The 22,008-nt window shown below is 65.4% G+C and carries 5 protein-coding genes; 4 read left to right on the forward strand and 1 reads right to left on the reverse strand.

The features are described 5' to 3' along the window. Positions 1-573: 573 nt before the first annotated feature. From ACIBJI_RS07585 to ACIBJI_RS07595, 3 genes are all read left to right on the forward strand, one after another. Positions 574-17,715, forward strand: a complete 17,142-nt coding sequence (locus ACIBJI_RS07585) for an amino acid adenylation domain-containing protein (RefSeq protein WP_397083398.1) — start codon at positions 574-576, stop codon at positions 17,713-17,715. Further along, complete coding sequence (locus tag ACIBJI_RS07590) at positions 17,712-18,389, forward strand: DUF6875 domain-containing protein (protein WP_364351767.1); 678 nt, start codon at positions 17,712-17,714, stop codon at positions 18,387-18,389. The genes ACIBJI_RS07585 and ACIBJI_RS07590 overlap by 4 nt, the downstream gene beginning before the upstream one ends. 222 nt (positions 18,390-18,611) lie before the next feature. Beyond that, positions 18,612-19,256, forward strand: coding sequence for a formylglycine-generating enzyme family protein (locus tag ACIBJI_RS07595; protein ID WP_396958893.1), 645 nt, complete (start codon positions 18,612-18,614; stop codon positions 19,254-19,256). 9 nt (positions 19,257-19,265) lie between these two features. Here ACIBJI_RS07595 and ACIBJI_RS07600 read toward each other — a convergent pair whose 3' ends face one another. After that, positions 19,266-20,801, reverse strand: coding sequence for an aldehyde dehydrogenase family protein (locus ACIBJI_RS07600; protein WP_396958850.1), 1,536 nt, complete (start codon positions 20,799-20,801; stop codon positions 19,266-19,268). A 152-nt stretch (positions 20,802-20,953) separates the two neighbouring features. On the opposite strand from ACIBJI_RS07600, the gene ACIBJI_RS07605 reads away from it, so the two are divergent. Continuing rightward, positions 20,954-21,982: an AraC family transcriptional regulator gene (locus tag ACIBJI_RS07605; RefSeq protein WP_364351761.1), complete on the forward strand. Its 1,029-nt coding sequence runs from the start codon at positions 20,954-20,956 to the stop codon at positions 21,980-21,982. The last annotated feature ends 26 nt before the right edge of the window (positions 21,983-22,008 follow it).

A 22,008-nucleotide genomic window follows, 5' to 3' on the forward strand; every position in this document is an offset into this window, starting at 1 on the left:
GTCTCCTCTTCGCGCGGTGGGAGTACAGGCTAGGCCGATACTCATCGACGCGCCAAGAGCTTCCAGGACTCGATCACCGTCGACGGACATGCTCCGCGGTGCTGGTCGAACTGCCGAGCCACCTCGCCATAGAGATCCGGACGCGAACCGGGCGGTGGCACATGAGCTACTACCGCCGCGCCGGTGAGACATCAGGGCGGCGATTCCACGGACCGGATCACCAATTTCGGACGAAATGGCCATCGCAACGCCGCTGCCTTATGTTAACAACCCCGGCAGAATATATATCGTTTTGTGCATCTCGAATCACGTTTCGCCCGTTTATATATACGCCATACACCATCGCTGGCTAGGGCATTCGGTCATCGGATCGAGCACCGAAGGCCCTGCGTCACACAGCGATACATTCGGTCGGCCGACCTCCAGGTTAACGCTCTCGATGAAAATCTAGATCATCCCCTGTCACCCTTATGAATACGGTGAGCATTTCGCGATGCGGATTTCGAAAACCGGGTTTGCATAGCAAACTAATCAGCTTAGACTGGGCCGTGGTCGGGAATAGAGGAAAGTTCAATGACTGTTCTGCGACCACCGCTACATCCCGACGAGGGATCGAGCGGCGTTACCGAGCCGGACGTGTCAGCAATAGCGCATGTGCCGCTGTCCGCTGGGCAGCGCGGGTTATGGCTGGCGCAGAAGTTGAGTCCGGATGTGCCGATATCCGAGGCACAGTACATCGACTTGCGTGGAGACCTCGATGTCGATCTCCTGCGCGAGGTGTCGATTCGAGCAGGCCACGAGTTCCAGTCCGGATACCTGCGGCTGGTAGAGGTCGACGGCGAGCCGTATCAGTTCTTCGACCCGTCGCTCGAGTACGCGGGGCCTGTGATCGATGTACGCGGTGCACCAGATCCCGTTGCTGCGGGCTTGGAGTGGATGCGTCGCGAGTACACCACACCCCTCGACATGACGCGGGACCGGTTGGTGGGAACCGCGATTGTGCAGGTAGGGGACCGGCATTACCTGCTGTACACCAGAATCCACCACGTCGCGTTGGACGGCTATGCCGGAATGATGATCGTGAACCGCATCGCGGCGCTGTACACGGCGGCGGGGCGGGGACGGACGGCGGAACCGAACCGGGCGGCGGACGTACGCACCCTGTACCAGGCCGACCGCGACTATCGGGAGTCCAAGCGGTTCGCCGACGATCAGGAATACTGGCTGAACAGACTCGCCGACGCCGGGGACGAGTCCAGTCTGGTCGACGGGCACGCACCTGCCCGCGCGGACAGCACGGTTACAACCGCCGAACTTTCGCCGGAGACGGTGGAGCGGATCGATCATTCCGCGAAAGCCTTGAACGCGAGCCCGGCCGCGGTGGTAATCGCCGCGTTCGGCTGCTACCTGGCCCGGATGACCGGCCGCGACGAGGTCATGGTCAATATTCCCGTTTCGGGTCGCACCAACGCCGTACTGCGGCGCTCCGGCGGGATGTTCGTCAATGTCGCACCCCTTCCGCTCCTGCTGGATTCGGGCGACACCGTGGCGACAGTTACGCGGCGGGTGCAGTCCGATCTGGTGGGGGCGTTGCGGCACCAGCGGTTCGGCCTAACCGATATCCGTGCCGCCGCCGGATACCACGGCGGGCAGCGGCGTTTCGCGGGCCCGGTAGTGAATGTCATGTTCTTCTATCAGGAGATCCGGTTCGGATCAATGACCGGGGAAGTCCATATCCTCAGCTCGGGGCCGGTCGACGACTTGCTGATCGACCTGTATCAAACCGGGGATCCGCCACGGACGATCCTGCACTTCCTTGCTAATCCCAACCTCTATACCGACGCCGAACTCTCGGCGCACTGCACCAGATTCGGGGAGTTCCTCGACGCATTCGCCGCCGCGCCGAACACTGCTCTCGAGCAGGTTCACCCCGACAGCGCCCGTGCGGGTGCCCGGATCAAGCGTCGCCGTGAGAATCTGGCGTTCTGGCGAGCCGCGCTCGCGGACCTTCCCGAAGAGCTTCGCCTGCCGTTCGACCGGCCACGGCGGGCGGCGCTGTCGAAGCGAGGCACCACCGCGCGGTACCCGTTGCGTGCCGATCTGGTTTCGGCGTTGCAACGGTACGCGCGGCAGCATAATTCGTCACTGTTCACGACGATCCACGCCACATTGGCGGTGCTGCTCGCCCGGTTGAGCGGCACCACCGACATTCCGATCGGCACACCGATCGCCACGCGCGACGATGCCGCCGACGGATTCGTCGATACTCTGGTGCTACGGACCGAGATTGATCTCGATGAATCGTTCACCGACCTGCTCGGTCGTGTCGAACAAACCGATCTGGACGCCTTCGAACACGCCGATGTTCCGTTCGAGCAGGTGCTGGACGAACTCGTTCCGCAGCGGTCTCGGTCCCGGCAGTCGCTGCTTCAGGTGATGCTGGCGTTGCGGAATCCGGAATCCGCTCTCGAGACGTCGGGGATCGATCTTCTCGAAGAGGCGTCTCGCTTCGAGCTGCAGTTCCTGGTGTCGGAAAACCATGACAGCGGCGATATGACCGTCACGGTCACCTACGCCACGGCTCTGTTCGACGCCGCGACCATCGATTCTCTTGCGCATCGGTGGATTCGGATTCTGGAATCGATAACGACCGATCCATCCATTCCCGTCGGAGTCATCGACGTACTCGAACCCGTCGAGCGAGCCGACCTGCTGACCCGCTCCGGCGCGCCTTCCACAACCCCTACCACGCTGCCCGATCTGCTGGCGGCAGCAGCCACACTCCATCCCGACGCCACCGCGATCGTCTACGACGGACAACAACTGAGCTATCGAGAGCTCGACGAACACTCCAACCAGTTGGCACGACAGCTCATCGAGCGCGGCATCGGACCCGAAGACATCGTCGCCATCGGCATTCCACGCTCGGTGGACTCGGTACTCGCGGTATGGGCCATCGCCAAATCGGGGGCCGCTTTCCTGCCGATCGACCCGACCTACCCGACCGAACGCATCACCCACATGATGACCGATTCAAAAGCGGCCATCGGCATTACAACCGCATCCGTACACGCGCAACTACCCGACAATATGGACTGGCTGATATCGGACAATCTCGATACTTCCGGCGACCGGCCCAACACCGATGACAACCGGCCCGTCACTGACAGCGATCGTGTTCGTCCCTTGCGGATCGACGATATCGCCTACGTCATCTACACCTCCGGCTCAACCGGACTCCCCAAAGGCGTAGCGGTCACCCACCGCGGACTCGGCAACTGCGCCGCGGCTCACCGGGCTGCCATGGGCATCGAACCCAGCTCCCGCGCGCTACATCTGGCATCACCCAGCTTCGACGTATCAGTACTCGAGTTGCTGATGCCGCTGGCTGCCGGCGCGGCCATGGTCGTCGCACCCACCGACGTCTACGGCGGGGATGAACTCGCCGCACTGCTCGAACGCGAACACATCAGCCACCTCCTCATTTCACCGTCGGTACTGTCCACCATCGACCACACCCGCTGGCCACTACCGGATCTGAAGTATCTGATGGTCGGCGGCGAGGATTACGGCAGTGAGGTGGTCGAACGCTGGGGCGGTGACCGTGTCGTGCTCAACGAATACGGACCAAGCGAAACCACCATTTCCACGACGCTGAGCGCCTCGCTGACAGTGGGCGAGCTGGTCACGATCGGTAGGCCGATCCGTGGTGTCTCGGCATGGGTGTTGGATCAACGGCTGCAACCGGTACCCGTTGGTGTAGCCGGCGAATTGTATGTCGCCGGCGATTTGCTGGCCCGTGGATACCACCATCGAACAAATGTGACGGCCGAACGATTCGTAGCCTGCCCCTGGATACCCAGCCGACGCATGTACCGCACCGGCGACATCGTCCGCTGGACCACCAACCGCACAATCCAACACCTCGGCCGATCCGACTTCCAAGTGAAAATCCGCGGCCTACGCATCGAACTCGGCGAAATCGACACCACACTCACCACCCACGAAACCGTCGCCTACGCCACCACCATCGGCCACCACAACAACACCGGAACCCAAACACTCATCTCATACGTCCTCGCCACACCCGACCACACCATCGACACCACAACCCTCACCCAATACCTCACCGACCACCTACCGTCCTACATGGTCCCAACCTCGATCACGGTCCTGGACCACATCCCATTGACACCAACCGGCAAACTCGACCGAAAAGCACTACCCAAACCAATCTTCACCGACCACAAACCCTTCCGAGCACCCCGAACACCAACCGAACACACCATCACCCAAGCATTCACCGACGTACTCGGCATCGACACAATCGGTCTCGACGACTCCTTCTTCGCCCTCGGCGGCGACAGCTTGGTCGCGACCCGCGTCGCGGCTCGACTCGGGGCCGCATTGGATGCCGAGATTCCGGTGCGACTGTTGTTCGAGGCTTCCACAGTCGCGGAACTCACCACTCGCATAGAGCAGCATGCCGGTACAGGGCGCAGACGCCCACCGCTGATCGCCGGGCCGCGCCCCGATCTCGTGCCGTTGGCGCCAGCCCAACAACGGATGTGGTTCTTCAATCAGTACGACACCGCGTCGGGTGCATACAACATGCCGATCGCCATTCGGCTGCGTGGCGACTTGAACGTCGACGCCCTGCACTCGGCGGTTATCGACGTGCTGGGTAGGCACGAGTCGTTGCGAACGCGGTACCCGGATCTCAACGGAACGCTGATCCAACTGATCGAGCCCGTCGAGAACGTGGACCGCGAACTGATCGTGGTGCCGGTCGCGCCGAGCCAGTTGGTCGAGACGGTAACCGAATTCGTCGCCGAAGGCTTCGATGTGACCACCCAGGCGCCCGCGCGTGCCCGGTTGTTCCGCATTGTCGGGGGCACGCAACCGGAATACGTACTGGCCGTCGTGGTGCACCACATCGCCGCGGATGGCTTCTCCATGACGCCGCTGGCGCGCGACGTGACGACCGCTTATGCCGCCCGGATCCGCGGGGCGGCCCCAGCGTGGGCACCACTACCGGTCCAGTACGCGGACTACGCACTGTGGCAACGAGCCATCCTCGGCGCGCCCGGCGATCCGGAATCGCTGGGCGCCGAACAGATCCGATACTGGACCGAGGCTCTGGACGGCGTTGCCGAGGAACTCCGTCTGCCGTTCGACCGGCCGCGGCCGGTGGTGCTGTCGAATCGAGGCGCCACGGTCGATTACTCGGTGCCCGCCGGTTTGGTGCGGGCATTGGAACGGTTTGCGCGGCAGCATAATTCGTCACTGTTCATGGCGATCCACGGCACATTGGCGGTGCTGCTCGCCCGGTTGAGCGGCACCACCGACATTCCGATCGGCACACCGATCGCCGGGCGCGGAATAGCCGCACTCGACGACATGATCGGCATGTTCGTCAACACCCTGGTACTGCGGACCGAGATCGATCTCGACGAATCCTTCACCGATCTGCTCGGCCGGATCAAACAAACCGATCTGGACGCCTTCGAACACGCCGATGTTCCGTTCGAGCAGCTGGTGGACAAACTCGTCGTACAGCGGTCCCAAGCACGACACCCGCTGTTCCAGGTGATGCTGGCGTTCCAGAACCTGGAACCGGTAGCGCTGCGGCTCCCCGATCTCGAGCTCTCGATGGTCGATCTGCCCAACGAGGTCTCCCGGTTCGACCTGCAATTCATCCTGTCGGAAAACCATGACAGCGGCGATATGACTGTCGCGGTCACTTATGCGACGGATTTGTTCGATCCCGCGACGATCGATTCTGTTGTGCGTCGGTGGATTCGGATTCTGGAATCGGTAACCGCCGATGCGACCGTTGCTGTCGGGGTGATCGATGTCCTCGAACCTGCCGAGCGGGCTGATCTGTTGACTCGCTCCGGCGCGTCTTCGGCATCGCCTGCCACGTTGCCTGATTTGTTGACGGCGGCGGTCGCACTGGATCCGGATGCTACTGCGATCGTTTGTGGTGGTCAGGGTTTGAGTTATCGGGAGCTCGACGAACGCTCCAATTGGTTGGCGCGGCGGCTTATCGGGTGTGGTATCGGGCCGGAAGATGTTGTTGCGATTGGTATTCCACGTTCGGTGGACTCGGTGCTCTCGGTTTGGGCGGTCGCGAAGTCGGGGGCTGCTTTTCTGCCGATCGACCCGACCTATCCGGCTGAGCGCATCACCCACATGATGACCGATTCCAATGCGGCCATCGGCATTACGACCGCGTCCGTACGGGCGCAGTTACCCGACGACACCGATTGGTTGATACTGGACGACCTCGACGAGACCGACCGCAGTCCGATCATTGACAGCGATCGGGTTCGTCCCGTGCGGATCGACGATATCGCCTACGTCATCTACACCTCCGGCTCAACCGGACTCCCCAAAGGCGTAGCGGTCACCCACCGCGGACTCCGCAACTGCGCCACCGCGAACAAAGACCTGATGGGGATCGAACGCAGCTCTCGCACACTGCATCTGGCATCACCCAGCTTCGATGTATCGGTACTGGAAATGCTGCTGCCCCTGCCCGTCGGCGCGGCCATGGTCGTCGCACCCACCGACGTCTACGGCGGGGATGAACTCGCCGCACTGCTCGAACGCGAACACATCAGCCACGCCCTCATTTCACCGTCGGTACTGTCCACCATCGACCACACCCGCTGGCCACTACCGGATCTGGGACACCTGATCGTCGGCGGTGAGAATTACGGCAGTGAGGTGGTCGAACGCTGGGGCAGCGACCGGAAGCTGTGCAACGACTACGGTCCAACCGAAACCACCGTCACCGCGACGCGGGCCGTCTTGGCGGCCGGAAAGCTGGTCACGATCGGCCACCCGATCCGTGGTGTCTCGGCATGGGTGTTGGATCAACGGCTGCAACCGGTACCCGTTGGTGTAGCCGGCGAATTGTATGTCGCCGGCGATTTGCTGGCCCGTGGATACCACCATCGAACAAATGTGACGGCCGAACGATTCGTAGCCTGCCCCTGGATACCCAGCCGACGCATGTACCGCACCGGCGACATCGTCCGCTGGACCACCAACCGCACAATCCAACACCTCGGCCGATCCGACTTCCAAGTGAAAATCCGCGGCCTACGCATCGAACTCGGCGAAATCGACACCACACTCACCACCCACGAAACCGTCGCCTACGCCACCACCATCGGCCACCACAACAACACCGGAACCCAAACACTCATCTCATACGTCCTCGCCACACCCGACCACACCATCGACACCACAACCCTCACCCAATACCTCACCGACCACCTACCGTCCTACATGGTCCCAACCTCGATCACGGTCCTGGACCACATCCCATTGACACCAACCGGCAAACTCGACCGAAAAGCACTACCCAAACCAATCTTCACCGACCACAAACCCTTCCGAGCACCCCGAACACCAACCGAACACACCATCACCCAAGCATTCACCGACGTACTCGGCATCGACACAATCGGTCTCGACGACTCCTTCTTCGCCCTCGGCGGCGACAGCATCATGTCGATCCAGTTGGTTGCCCGAGCCAGGGCAGCCGGTGTGGCGTTCTCCGCACGCGATGTGTTCGAGCGAAAGACGGTCGCCGAACTGGCCGAGGTCGCGGTCCGCGACGGCACCGCGACGTCCCTTGTGACGGAACTGCCCGGCGCAGGTGTGGGACCGGTACCGCTGACACCGAGCATGCGACGGCTACTCGAACGGACCGAGTCGAAGTTCGGCCGCTACTCGCAGGCGATGATGCTGAATCTGCCGAGGGGAATCGACCGGCAGCGGCTGGCGAACACCGTGCAGGCGGTAATCGATCGGCACGACATGCTGCGTGCACGGCTCTCGTACGACGACGGGCGCAGAGCGTGGGATGTGCTGCCGATAGGAACGATTCGCGCCGACGACGTCATCCACCGGGTGCCGATACAAGCCAGCACCGAGTTCCCGACATCGGCGGCGGCGGAATCGACTTCCGCTGCCGACCGGCTCGATCCGTACGCCGGGATCGTGCTGCAGGTGGTCTGGTTCGATCCGGTGCACACGGCGGAACCGGGCCGAGTCCTGGTGCTGGTGCATCATTCGGTGATCGATACGGCTTCCTGGCGAGTGCTGGTGGCCGACCTCGCGGTCGCGTGGGCGCGGATCGCATCCGGCGAGCCACCCGATCTGGCCCCGGTCGGGACGTCGATGCGCAGGTGGTCCTATGGGCTGGTCGAGGCGGCACAACAGCCGGAACGCACCGCTGAGCTCGAACTGTGGCGAGCAACCGCCGACGGGCCCGATCCGATGATCGGGTCGCGAACCCTCGACCCCGCGATCGACGTTGCGGCCACCGCTCGGACGGTCGAGATCGAGCTGTCCCCCGAGATGACCGAGACGCTGTTGACCGAGGTGCCCGCGACGTTCCACGGCGGGGTGGGCGATGGACTGCTGGCCGCGCTGGCGGTGGCGGTGACGAAGTGGCGGCGCGAACGGGAACCGGAGACCGCGGCGCTGACGGATATGGTGATCGGTCTCCAAGGGCACGGTCGCCAGGAAGACGTCGTCGCGGGCTCGGACCTGACCCGGACGGTCGGCTGGTTCACCACGAGTTATCCGGTGCGTTTGGATCTGGCGGGGATCGATATCGACGACGCGTGCGCGGGCGGTCCGGCCATGGGCGCAGCGGTCAAGTCCGTCAAGGAACAACTGCTCGCCATCCCCGACCACGGGATCGGCTACGGCTTGCTCCGGTACCTCAACGACGACACCCGCTCGACACTCGCTGCGCAGCCGACGCCGCAGATCGGATTCAACTACCTCGGCGGCGTCTCCACCGGGATTCCCGAAGGGGTTCCGGCGGTCGGATGGCTGCCGGTGGACGGCGGCGAAATCGTCGGTGCGCGGAATCCGGATATGCCGGTGTCGGCGGTGCTCGACATCGAAGCCTGCACCCGCGACGACGGAGAAGGGCCGCGGTTGCGGGCCATCTGGTCCTATCCCGCCGAAGTGCTCACCGCGGACGAGGTGTCCGCGGTGGCGCAGTCGTGGTGCCGGGCATTGACCGCATTGGCGAACCATGCCCGCACTGCCGGTGACGGGGGACGGACACCATCGGATCTCGATCTGGTCAGGCTCGGGCAGGCCGAAATCGAGCGACTCGAGAACAGGTACCCGGCGTTGAGCGACATCTGGCCACTGACGCCGTTGCAGGAGGGGTTGCTGTTCCACGCGTTGGTGTCGGTGGAGTCGGTGGACGCCTACTTGACCCAGCTGGTCCTCGAACTGCGCGGACAAGTCGATTCGGAGCGGCTGCGCCGAGCCGGACAAGTGCTGCTGGACCGGCATGCGAATCTGCGCACCGCCTTCGACGCCGATGTCGGGCCGGTGCAGGTGATCCAGCACGATGTCGAAGCCGCCTGGTCGGAGCTCGACCTGTCCGGGCTCGATGACAGTGCACGCGATCGCGAGTGGGAGCTGCTCTTGGCGGCGGACCGGGCAACCAGGTTCGATCCCGCTCGCGCCCCCCTGCTGCGCTGGATGCTCGTCACCACCGGGCCGCAGCGCTACCGACTGGTCCTGACCAATCATCACCTGCTGCTCGACGGCTGGTCGACGCCGCTGCTCCTGAAGGAGTTGCTGGTGCTCTACGCCACCAACGGCGATGCCGCGATGCTGCCCGACGTCCGCCCCTACCGGGACTTCCTGGCCTGGATCGCCGGGCAGGACCCGGCCGCGGCGCTCGATGCCTGGGCCCGCGCGTTCGAGGGTGCCGAGGAGCCGACCCTGGTGGCGCAAGCCGATCCCACCCGCCGCTACACCGAATCCCGCGATGTGCTCGGCGAGCTGACCGAGGAGCAGACCACGGCGCTGACGAGCCTCGCAAGGGCCCGTGGCGTCACCCTCAACACCGTGATCCAGCTGGCATGGGCAATCGTGTTGGGCACGTTGACCTCTCGGGACAACGTGACGTTCGGTGCCGTGGTCTCCGGACGGTCCCCGCGGATCACGGGCATCGAATCGATGATCGGACTGTTCATCAACACGGTGCCGGTGCACGTCCGTCTGAACCCCGACGAAACCCTCGGACAGCTGCTAGACCGAATCCAGACCGAACAGACGGCCCTGCTCGACCACCAGTTCGTCGGCCTCACCGAAATCGAGCGGGTGGCCGGGCCTGGGGCGGTGTTCGACACGATGACAGTGTTCGAGTCGTTCCCGATCGACCGTTTCGGGCTGACGGCGGACACCGATATCGCGGGCATGCGAGTAGTCGACGTCTCGGGCATGGACGGCGCGCACTATCCGCTGGGATTGGTCGCACAGGTCGATACCCGACTGCACCTGAAGATCAAGTACCTGCCCGAACTGTTCGACCACGAAACTATGAACGCAACCCTGCGGCGAGTCCAGCGCGTGCTCGGCGTCGTCGCAACCGACCCGGATCTACCGCTGGCCCGCCTGAACCTGCTCTCCGCCGCGGAATACCGGGAGTTGACACCGGTGTCGGGCTCCCCCGCGGTGCCGGGGCGAGTGTTGCCGGAGCTGTTGACGGCGACGGCCGAGCGAGATCCCGGAGCGGTCGCGGTGGTGTACGAGGATCGGCGGTGGACCTACGGCGAGCTCGATGCCCAGTCGAATCGGTTGGCACGGTTGCTGATCGCTCGGGGTGTGGGGCCGGAGGCCACTGTCGCGGTGGGCCTGCCGCGATCGGTCGAGTCGGTGCTCGCGGTATGGGCGGTGGCGAAGTCAGGGGCGGCATTCGTGCCGGTAGACCCGCAGTATCCGACCGGCCGGATCGAACACATGCTCATCGATTCGGGCGTGGCGGTGGGAATCACCTTGTCCCAGTGGCGGTATCAATTGCCGGGATCGGTGCCGTGGTTGCTCCTCGACGAGGCTGCGGCCGAAGGCGAGGCGTCCGCGGCACCGGTGACCGATGCGGAGCGAACAAGGCCGATCCGGCTCGACCATGCGGCGTACCTGATCTACACCTCCGGTTCGACGGGTGTGCCCAAAGGGGTGGTGGTTTCGCACCAAGGGTTGGCTGATCTGGTGGCCGAGCAATGTTCGCGGTTCGATATCGAGCCCGGCGCGCGGGTACTGCATGTCGCGTCGCCGAGTTTCGATGCGGCGGTCCTGGAAATGCTCTGGGCGTTCACCTCGGGTGGCCGGCTGGTGATCGCACCGCCGAGTGTCTACGGCGGGAACGAGCTGGCGCGGATCCTGTCGAGTGAGCGGGTGACCCACGCCGCGATGACGCCGACGGCCTTGGCGACGGTCGACCCCGTCGGTCTGGAGAACCTCGAGACCGTCGTGGTCGGTGGTGAAGCGCCACCACCGGACCTGGTGTCACGGTGGGCGCCGGGCCGGAGATTGTTCAACACCTACGGTCCGGCAGAGGCCACCATCCTGACCGACGCCAGTGCGCCGCTGGTGGCAGGCGAGCCGGTAACGGTCGGCGAACCTATCCGCGGGGTCGGGCAGGTCGTGCTGGACGCCTGGTTGCGGCCGGTGCCCGTCGGAGTCGTCGGCGAGCTGTATCTCACGGGTCCCGCGCTGGCTCGTGGTTACCGCAACCGAATGGGGCTGACGGCGGCGCGGTTCGTCGCCGATCCGTTCGCGGAGCCGGGACAGCGCATGTATCGGACCGGTGACCTGGCGCGGTGGCTGCGGCTACCGCAGGGGAATCTGGCGCTCGACTACGTGGGTAGGGCCGACTTCCAGGTCAAGCTCCGTGGTTTCCGCATCGAGCTCGGCGAGGTCGAATCGGGTTTGCTGGCCTCCGGTGTGGCGCGCGCGGCCGCGACCATCCACCGGAGCCCCGCCGGTGACCGGTTGGTGGGGTACGTGGTACCCGAGCCCGGCGTCGACCTCGCCCCGGCCGCGGTCCTCGCTTTCGCCGGCCAGCGGCTGGCCTCGTACATGGTGCCCGCGGCCATCGTGGTGCTCGACACGCTGCCGGTGACCCAGAATGGCAAGCTCGACCGCGCCGCGCTACCCGAGCCGGACTTCACTACGGGTCGAGCCGAATTCCGAGCGCCGATCACCGACGTGGAGACAACCCTGGCCGGACTGTTCGCCGAGGTATTGGGCGTCGACACGGTCGGTCTCGATGACTCGTTCTTCGCCCTGGGCGGCGACAGCATCATGTCGATCCAGTTGGTAACCCGAGCCCGGGCAGCAGGTCTGGTGTGCTCCACGCGGGAGGTGTTCGAGCGGAAGACGGTCGCCGGACTGGCTCAGGTCGCGGGCCGGGACAGCACGAAGGCGGTCCCCCTCCCGACGGAACTCCCAGGAGCAGGCGTGGGACCGGTACCACTGACACCGATCATGTGTTGGATGTTCGAGCGTGGCGGGTTCGACCGTTTCTGCCAGTGGGTGATGCTCACGCTGCCGAGCGGCATAGACATGACCGGGATCGGGGCCACTGTTCAAGCGGTGATCGATCACCACGACATGCTGCGGGCCCGAGTGCGTCCGGAACCCACGCACCCGTCCGGGTGGATATTGCAGGTGCGGCCGGCCGCGATGACCGCCGCCGGGCTGATCCGGCGCGTGTCGGTGCAGGCGGCACCGGAGAGCGCCGCCTTCGCCGCGATCGCCGCCGCCGAGGCGAACGCGGCCGCCGAACGCCTCGACCCCGGCAGCGGAATCGTGCTGCAGCTGGTCTGGTTCGACTGGGCCGAACGGCCGGGACGCCTGCTCGTCGTCGCACACCACCTGGTCGTCGATGGTGTGTCGTGGAGAATTCTGATTCCCGACCTCGCCTCGGCATGGGCCCAGGTCAGTGCCGGGCAACGGCCGCGGCTCGCGCCCGTCGGCACCTCGATGCGACGCTGGGCGTACGGCCTCAGCACCGCGGCCGAGCGCCTCGATGAACTCGACTGGTGGCGATCCGCCCTCGGTACCGCTGATCCGGCGATCGGTGCCCGCCCGCTCGACCCGGAGGTGGACGTGCAAGCGACGGTCGCCACTGTCGAGGTGACGCTGCCGACCTCGGTGACCCGCGCCGTGCTCACCACACTGCCCCGGATATTCCGCGGCAGTGTGGACGACGCCCTCATAGCCGGACTCGCTCTGGCACTGACGCGATGGCGGCGCCGGCACGGCGACAACGTGACCGAAACGCTGCTCACCCTCGAAAGCCACGGTCGGCACGACACGGTGCTGCCCGGCGCCGACCTCACCCGCACGGTCGGATGGTTCACCACCACCTACCCGGTGCGGCTCGACCTGTCCGGTATCGACGTCGACGACGCGTTCGCAGCGGGCGCTGCCGCGGCGGCGGTCGTCAAATCGGTCAAGGAACAACTCCGCGCGATCCCCGATCGCGGGATCGGCTACGGGCTGCTGCGCTACCTCAACGCGGATACCGCCCCCATCCTGCGTGCGCTGCCGACCCCGCAGGTGAGCTTCAACTATCTCGGTCGTTTCGACACCATTCCCGCGCAGTTGCGCGACAGCGGATGGATGCCCGCCGGTGCCGCAACCGACGGCGGCGGAAGCCAGAATCCCGACGCGTCCGCGGCAGCCGTGCTCGGCGTCAACGCGGCCACCGCGGATACATCGGACGGCCCCGCCCTGACCGCCGCCTGGGATTACCCGACCGGCGTGCTCACCTCCGCCGAAGTCACCGACCTCGCCGAACTGTGGCGCGACGCCGTGACGGCTCTCGCCGCGCACGCGTCCCGGCCCGGTGTCGGCGGGCTGACGCCCTCCGATATCGGCCTCGTCGACCTCGACCAGGCCGCGATCGACCGGCTGGAGACCCGACATCATGCATTGGACGACGTCTGGCCGCTCACGCCGCTGCAGGCGGGGCTGCTGTTCCACGCCCAGCTCGCCGACGGCGCACCCGACGCCTACATCGTGCAACTCTGTGTGGAACTCGGCGGACACGTCGACGCGGACCGGCTGCGCCGCGCCGCGCAAACTCTCCTCGGACGGCACCCGAACCTACGGACCGCATTCGTGCGCGACGGCGCCCACGAGCCGGTCCAGGTGGTGTACCGGCATGTCGAGGTGCCGTTCGCCGAAGTCGACTTGGCCGAGCGCGACGACATCGCTGCCGCACTCGAACAGGTCATGGAAAGCGACCGCCATTTCGACGTGGCCTCGGCGCCACTGCTACGCCTGACGCTGATCAGCATCGCCCCCAAGCAGTACCGCCTGGTGTTGAGCATCCATCACATCCTGATAGACGGCTGGTCCACACCACTGCTGATTCGGGAACTGCTGATCCTCTACGCCGGCGACAGCGTCCCCTCGGCACTGCCCCCGATGCGTCCCTATCGCGATTACCTGGTGTGGCTGAACAACCAGGACCGGGCCGGTGCCGAAACCGCGTGGGCACAAGCACTCGACGGTGTGGCCGAGCCGACTCTGCTGGCCCCTGCGGACCGTGGCCGCCGGCCCACCGCCGACGGACACGAAGTGCGGGTGCAGCTCGACCAGAACCGCACCGCGGCCCTGGTCGCCGCGGCCAACCAACAAGAGGCCACCCTCAACACCGTCATCCAGGCGGCCTGGGCGCTCGTGCTCGCCAACGCGACCACCCGCGAAGACGTGGTCTTCGGCACGACCGTTTCCGGGCGTCCGCCACAGCTTCCCGGCATCGAATCGATGATCGGCCTGTTCGTCAACACCGTGCCCGTGCGGGTCCGGCTCGACCACCGCGAAAGCCTCGCCCGACTACTGCGGCGAATCCAAACCGAACAAGCGGCGCTACTCGACCATCACCATCTCGGACTCGCCCGGATCCAGCAGGTGGCCGGCCCCGGCGCGATGTTCGACACCGTGACCGTCTTCGAGTCCTACCCGGTCGACCGGACCGGGCTGTCCGAAGACATCGACATCGCCGGAATGCACGTCCTCGACATCCAAGGACGTGACGCCGCGCACTATCCGCTCGGCCTGATCGTTCACCACGACACTCGGCTGCACCTGAGCTTCGAATACCTGCCTGAACTGTTCACTCGACAGCAGATCGACGCCCTCGCCGACCGAGTGCTGCGGGTGCTCGACGCCATCGCCACGCATATCGACCTCCCGCTGACCGAACTGCAGCTGCTGTCGCCCGTCGAGCAGGCCACGCTGGTGCCCGTCCGCGGTCGGCCCGGCACGGTGATGTCGGTGTTGCCGCAGGTGTTGTCGGACGCGGTCACGACGACGCCGGGTACAGAAGCGCTGGTCGGCAACGGTGTAAGGCTGTCATACCGCGAACTCGATGAAACCTCCAACCGGTGGGCGCGGGCATTGATCGATATGGGGATTGGACCGGAAGCGATAGTCGCGGTAGCGCTACCGCGCTCGATCGACGCCATCATCGCCGTGTGGGCGGTCGCCAAGACCGGCGGCGCGTTCGTTCAGATCGACCCCGCCCATCCTCGCGACCGGGTCACGCGCATCCTCACCGACTCCGGTGCCGCCGTGGGCCTGACCCTCGAGACCTACCGGGATCGGTTATCGGATGCGCTCGGATGGTTCGCCCTCGACGATCCCACCTTCGACGCGACCACGGCGGCGGCGGACCCCACAGCGATTGATGACGCCGAGCGCGCGACCCCGTTACGGCCTGAGCATCCGGCATACCTGATATACACCTCAGGCTCCACCGGGACCCCCAAAGGGGTCGTGGTCACCCATACCGGGATAGCGAACCTGGCCACCGAAATACGGGAGCGGTTCGGCCTGACCCCTGCCTCTCGGATGCTGGCCGCCGCCTCCCCGACCTTCGACGTCTCGATCCTCGAATGGCTCACCGCGACCACGGCCGGTGCCACCCTCGTGCTCGCCCCCGCGTCGGTAGCCGCCGGCGCCGAACTGACCGAGTTGATCAATGCCGAACACGTGACCCATGCCGCCGTCACTCCCACCGTGCTCGCATCACTGCACCCGGACGAACTCGACACCCTCGACACCCTGATCCTCGGCGGCGAGACCTGTCCGCCCGATCTGGCAGCACAGTGGACGCCGGGCCGCACCGTGCTCAACGCATACGGGGCTACCGAAACCACAATCGTCAGTTGCGGCCATGCTCCTTTGACCACAACCACGGGCGGCGGCCCGGCGACATTCGGCGGGCCCGTGCTCGGATTCACCGCCGTCGTACTCGACCGCAGATTGCGTCCGGTCCCGGCCGGAGTGGTCGGCGAACTGTACGTGTCCGGACCGGGCCTCGCCCGCGGCTACCACCGGCAGCCCGCAACCACGGCAGCCCGATTCGTCCCCGACCCATACGGTCCTGCCGGGACACGCATGTATCGGACCGGCGACCTGGTCAGCTGGACGACCGACCGAACTCTGCGATTCTCGGGTCGCAGTGACCTGCAGCTCGAGATCAACGGCCACCGCATCGAACCCGGTGATATCGAAGCCGCGCTCCGCGGTCACCCCGATGTCGACCAGGCCGCCGTCACGATCCACACCCGGCCCAACGGCAGCAATCAGCTCGTCGGCTATGTCGTGCCGACTCCCGGCACCACGACCGACACCGCCACACTGACCGCACACCTCGCAACGCGACTGGCCACACACATGATCCCCACCGCCATTCTCATCGTCGACCGAATCGCCCTGACCTCTACCGGCAAAGTCGATTACAAAGCCCTGCCCACACCCCGCTGGCGACCTGCTCGGTTCCGGCCGCCGTCCACCGCACTCGAGGCCACCGTGTGCGACGCCTTCACCCGAACCCTCGGCCTCGAGCGAGTCGGCCTCGACGACGGCTTCTTCACCCTCGGTGGCAACTCGCTTGCCGCGGCCGAGCTGGTGGCGCGGCTGGCGGAGTCGACCGGTGTCAACGTGCCGGTTCAGTGGATCTTCACCGACCCGACGCCCGAGTCGCTGGCCCGCCGCATCGACCTCGGCCGCTACGGCTTCGACGAGCAGGACCCCGGCGACGCGCTGTCCGTCGTTCTCCCCCTGCGCGCCACCGGGGACGCGCCGCCACTGTTCTGCGTCCACCCCGCCATCGGATTGGCTTGGGGTTTCAGCGGACTCGTGCAGCACCTCGACCTCGACCACCCCGTGTACGGTCTGCAATCCCCGGCATTCAGTGACGCCACCGCGCAGTTCGAGACGCTCGACCAGCTGGCCGCCCGCTACGTCCGAGAGATCCGGGCTGTCCAACCGCACGGCCCGTACCACCTGCTCGGCTACTCGCTCGGCGGCACCATCGCGCATGCGATCGCCGTCCGACTCCGTGGCATCGGTGAGACCGTCGCCACCCTGGCCATGATGGATACCCGCGTCGTCACCGCGAGCACCGTCCGCTTGCCCACTCCTACGATCGCGGAGCTGCTCGCCGAGTTCGCCGGCCTCGACGTGCCACCGGGCCCGGCTGATATCACCGCCGCGGCCGCAGCCGAACTGCTACACCGGCAAGGCGGGCTGTTCACCGCGGTGACCCCCGAGCATCTGGTGATCCTGCACGACGACTACGCCCGGCTCGTCGACCTCACGTGGAATCACCGGCCGACTCCCTTCGACGGTGACCTGATCTACTTCAGCGCTGCCGCCGACACAGCGGACGGCCCCTCCCCGGTCCTGGCTTGGAACAACCTCATCACCGGCCGGATCACCGAACATCGCATTCCGGTCCGACACGAACGGATGATCGAGCCCGACTCGCTGCGCGCGATCGGATTCGTGCTCACCGAGCACTTCCGCTCATCCCGAACCCCGCCAGAGCCCCCCACCTCTGCAAGGACAAGCCGCTCATGAGAACCGACCGAATCGTCGGGACACGTTCCGGCGTCGAGCCAGTCAACCTGTTCGCTCCCGATCCACCGACGTCGCGAATCGGCTCGCACCCCAGTGCTGCCGAATTGCGTAGGTGGACTCTCGAATATCTGTGTCGGCCGCACCCCGACCTCGGTCGATCCGGCCCGGTCTGTCCATACACCAGCCGCGCCATCTCGAACAATTTCCTGTGGGCCGCATTCATCGAAGGTCGTTCCATCGATGTCGAGCAGCTGACGGCAGTCATCGACGATCTGTTCAGCCTGTTCCCCACCTTGGAGCCCCGGGACGAACCCGAGTCCAGGCTCAAGGCTCTGCTCGCGGTCTTCCCGGACCTCACCGAATACACCGATATCGACGCGATTCAACATGAACAGAAGTCTCGGTTCGTTGAAAAGGGTCTGATGCTGGGTCAGTTCTATCCGGGGTGCACCGTCCCGGGGCTGCACAACCCGGCCTTCCCCGCACTCGACGCGCCACTGCCCATGCTCGCCGTTCGTCATATGGCCCCCACTGACTTCCCATTCCTGAGTTCCCGCCATGAATGGATAGACTCCTACCTCAAACTATTCGCCCCAGCGATCCCCAAGTTCATCACCAGCACCATGTCCGACCGACTCATACAGCCAACCGAAGACTCGGACGAGACTCACTGAGGTCGGGTTCGACGGACCAGTGCTTCGTCAACTCGGCAGGTGCGGCAACGCGGCGGCCGCAACGGTCCGGGTGACCACCGGATTCGTGCTCTGCACCGTGACGACCGGCACGAGACGTACGCTGCGGCGATCCTGTACCTCCACGCCCCGCCCTGGTCGTCGCGGTGCCGCAAGCCGATACACATGCATTACGATCGGCTAGCTGTGCGTGCGGAAATCGAGATGGTCGCGCTGCCCGCGGGGCAGGTGACGCTGTCGGATCGGCGAACCCAGCGGAGTTGGGCGGTCGAAGTGGCGGGTTTCGGGCTGGCGGCGTTTTCGATTACCCAGTCGCAGTATGAACAGGTCACCGGTGGGGCGCCGAGTGCGTCTCGGGGTGATCGGCTGCCGGTCGAGGGTGTTTCGTGGCTCGATGCGATCCGGTTCTGCAATGGCCTGTCGCTGGGTACGGGTTTGCCGCCCGCATATCGCGTGCACGACGACGAGGTCGAGTGGGATGCCGATAGCGACGGGTACCGGCTGCCGACCGAGGCCGAATGGGAGTATGCGTGCCGGGCGGGCACTTCGGGCCCACGATATGGCGAGCTCGACGAAATCGCCTGGTATCGAGGCAATTCCGCGGAGCACGTGCACGAGGTCGGCGGCAAGCTACCCAACGCCTGGGGCCTGTACGACATGCTCGGCAACGTATGGGATTGGTGCTGGGACATTTACGACGCCGAGGTGTACGACTCATATCGGGTGCTGCGCGGGGGTGGGTGGTCCGATGAGAAGTGGAGCTGCCGGGCCTCGGTGCGACGGCGCAGCCATCCGACCTACCGGATCGATGATGTCGGCTTCCGGATAGCGCGTTCGATTCTCGTCTGAGCCCGCGCCTTATCGCTTGCCGCTCCAGAACTTCGGCAGCTTGCGCTTGCCACGCCCATCCAGTGCGCGCATCAGTCCGGTCACCACTCGCAACCGCGCCCGCGAGGCCGGGTACCACGCCAGCTCACGCCTCATCGCCGGCCCGCGTGGCACCGTAATCGCTTGCTGGCGACAGTATTTCCGGATTCCGGCGGGGCCGCCCCATCGCGCGCCCACCCCGGAATCTTTCCACCCACCCATCGGCAGCGCGAAGCTGAACAGATTCGCGAAGGCATCGTTGATATTGACCGCACCCGCTTCCAGCCGCCGCGCCACCCGCTCGCCGCGCTTGCGGTCACCGGTCCACACCGTGGCCGAGAGCCCATAGACCGAATCGTTGGCCAAGCGCACCGCCTCATCCTCGTCGGCGACCTTCAGCACCGGAATGGTCGGGCCGAATGTCTCCTCGCTGATGCAAGCCATCGAATGATCCACATCCACCAGCACGGTCGGTTCGAAGAAGGTCCCGACCCCGCTCGCCTTGCCGCCGGTGGTGATCCGCGCGCCCGCGGCTACGGCCTGTTCGACATGGCGGGCCACGATATCGCGCTGCGCCTCGGTTGCCATCGCGCCGATATCGAAGGCGAACCCGCGCCCATCGTGTCCCTGCCGCAGCTTGCGCACCTGTTCGGTCAGGCTGGTCACGAACTCGTCGTAGACCGGCGCCTCGACATACACCCGCTCGATCGACACACAGACCTGACCGGAATTGAACAGTCCGCCATAGGCGATGCCCGCCGCGGCCCGCTCGATGTCGGCGTCCGCGAGCACGATCGCTGGATCCTTGCCGCCGAGTTCCAGACTGTACGGGGTCAGCGTCGCTGCGCAGGCGGCCGCGATCGCCTTACCGGTCTTGGTGGACCCGGTGAACTGGACGTAGTCGACCGCCTCGACGACTGCGCGTCCGGTATCTCCACGCCCGGTCGACACCGCGAATACCGGTGGCGCACCGATCTCGGCCCACCCTCGCGCCAGCGCGACCGCACTCAACGGCGTTACTTCCGACGGCTTGACCAGCACCGCGGCACCAGCCATCAGCGCAGGCAGCGCATCGAAGCACACATTGAGCAGCGGAAAGTTCCACGGCGTAATGATCCCGACGACCGGATGCGGCCGATAGGTCTTGACCAGGCGCTTGGTCCGGCCGAGCGGACTGTGCGGAGCCGGATGCTCATCGAGCAGGAATTTCGCGGCATTGCGCGCCCAGTACTTGATCAGATTGACCGCGGCGGGTACCTCGATCTCCGCATCGTAGCGGGTCTTACCGGTTTCGGACTGGACCACATCGGTGAGCTCGTCGGAATTATCGATCAGCCAATCCTGCAGCCGAAACAGCCATTCGGCGCGCTTGTTCGAGCCGATCGCCTCCCATTCCGGCTGGAGAAGGCGCAATTGGCGGACCGCCGCGGCGACCGCAGCACTCGATTCCTCGGGCACCCGGCCGGTGACGCTGCCGTCGGCCGGATTGTGTACCTCGATCTCGACCTGCTGTTGCGCCGTACTCATCCGGCTCACCTCCTGCGCTGTGCCCCCGCCCTCCAGCGTGGCATTTCCGTCGGTCTGGCACCGGGTGTTCCGATTTTCCTGCGATGGAGAAGAAAGGATTGATACGTTCCGCCAATAGCAAGACGGGACCGGCTTCGACGAGGATGCAGTTAGTGTTCGATTGGGATCTACTGCGTAGCACCTCCAGCGTGCATGTGCTGATGGAATTGGCGCAGGAACGTGGCATGTCGCCGCAGGACTGTCTCGAGGGCACGAAACTGAGGCCCGAGGCGGTGAGCGATCCCGATGCCGAGGTCACGGCACGTCAAGAGGTACGCGTCGTGCGGAATCTGCTTGCGCGATTCGGCGGTGAACCAGGATTGGGTGTCGAGGCCGGGAACCGCTACCACTTATCGCTGTACGGGCCGTGGGGGCTGGCGCTGCTGAGCAGTCGCACGGTGCGCGAGGTGATCGAGGTTTCGTTGCGCTATGTCGATCTGGCCTTCGTGTTCGGCCGGCTGATCTTCGAGGAGGGACCGGCCGAGTCGCGGGTCATCTTCGACGATTCGCAGATTCCGGAGGATGTGCGCGCCTTCCTGACCGAGCGCGTCATCACCGGTATCCAGTCCATCGGCCGCGAGCGGTTCTCCGCCGGTGTGCCCGCCACCCGGATCAGCTTCCGTCATCGGGCTCCGGCGGATACGACGCGCTACCGCACCGTCTTCGGTATCGAGCCGGAATTCGACGCGCCGGTCAACGAATTAGCCTTCGACAGTGCGTATCTCGATGTCGCACTGCCCCAGGCCAACGAATGGGCGCGCGGGACATGCGAACAACTGTGCCGCGATCTGCTCACCGCGCGCCGGGCCCGCACCGGCGTTGCCGCTGCGGTGCGTGATCTGCTGGTCCGCAATCCGGGCGAGATTCCGGACCAAATCGCCGTCGCCGCAGCGCTTTTCATGAGCCCGCGCACACTATCTCGTCGCCTGCGCGAAGAGCGCACGTCCTTCCGCGACCTCTTGGACGAAGTCCGTCAAATGATGTCGGAGGAACTGCTCAGCCACACCGATATGACCACCGAACAGGTCGCCGCCCGCCTCGGCTATGCCGAGGCCGCATCCTTCATCCGCGCATTCCGCCGCTGGCAAGGCTGCCCACCCCAGGAATTCCGAGCCCGCGGCACTCTCGTCGGCACCAGCTGAACCCTCGACCATGCGCTGGTCGCCGC

The sequence above is a fragment of the Nocardia sp. NPDC050408 genome (genome assembly GCF_044458905.1).
In the GTDB taxonomy this organism is placed as follows: Bacteria; Actinomycetota; Actinomycetes; order Mycobacteriales; family Mycobacteriaceae; genus Nocardia.